The following is a 932-nucleotide window of genomic DNA, read 5'->3' as shown; positions in this document are numbered from 1 at the left end:
TCAGGTGGGAGTTCGCAGGCTGCGCCGTTGGAGCAGCACCGCGGCCACGATGATCAGGCCCTTGGCGATGAGTTGGTCACTGGTGTTCAACCCGTTCAGGATGAACAGATTCGTGATCACCGTGAAGATCAGCAGACCCAGGATCGACCCCACGATCGAACCCCGCCCACCCGTCAGCAACGTCCCACCGATGATCACAGCCGCGATCGCGTCCAGCTCATACAAATCACCATGCGTCGACGACCCCGTCGTCGTCCGCGCCATGATGATGATCGCCGCGATCCCGCAACAAAACCCCGACAACGCATACAGCCACATCGTGTGCCGGCGCACATCGATACCCGCCAGCCGCGCCGCCTCCGGATTACCGCCCACCGCATACGTCCGACGCCCGAACGTGGTCCGGTTCAACACCACCCACCCGACCACGACCACCAACGCCAGGATGTACACCACCAACGGCAACCCCAGCACCCGCTGCGTCGACAGATCCACCAACGCCGAATTGTCCGCCGACACCAACTGCGTCTTCTTGTCCGACATCCGCTGCGCCAGCCCCCGCGCCGCCACCAGCATCGCCAACGTCGCAATGAACGGCACCATCCGCCCATAAGCGATCAGGAACCCGTTCACCAAACCCGCACCCGTACCCACCAGCACGGCACACAACGCCATCACCACCGGCCCATACGACTGCGTCGCCAACGTCGTCGCCCACACCGACGCGAACGCCATCACCGCACCGACCGACAGATCGATCCCCCCACCAATGATCACGAAGGTCGCCCCCACCGTGATCACCCCGATCGTCGACGCCAACGCCAGCACCGACACCAGATTCGACGACGTCGCGAACGTATCCGGCACCGTCACCAGACCCACCACGGCCAGCAGCAGCAACGCCACCACCAACCCCAGATGCGGAACACCGG

The 932-nt window shown here is 64.1% G+C and carries 1 protein-coding gene; it reads right to left on the bottom strand.

The window, feature by feature from the left end; all coding sequences use genetic code 11:
• The coding region (locus tag Pka01_RS40445; RefSeq protein WP_203888324.1) for an ABC transporter permease at nucleotides 1-932 on the bottom strand (932 nt) is incomplete at its 5' end.

This window comes from Planotetraspora kaengkrachanensis, assembly GCF_016862895.1.
Classification (GTDB): domain Bacteria; phylum Actinomycetota; class Actinomycetes; order Streptosporangiales; family Streptosporangiaceae; genus Planotetraspora; species Planotetraspora kaengkrachanensis.
This window is presented reverse-complemented; position numbering and strand designations above follow the sequence as displayed.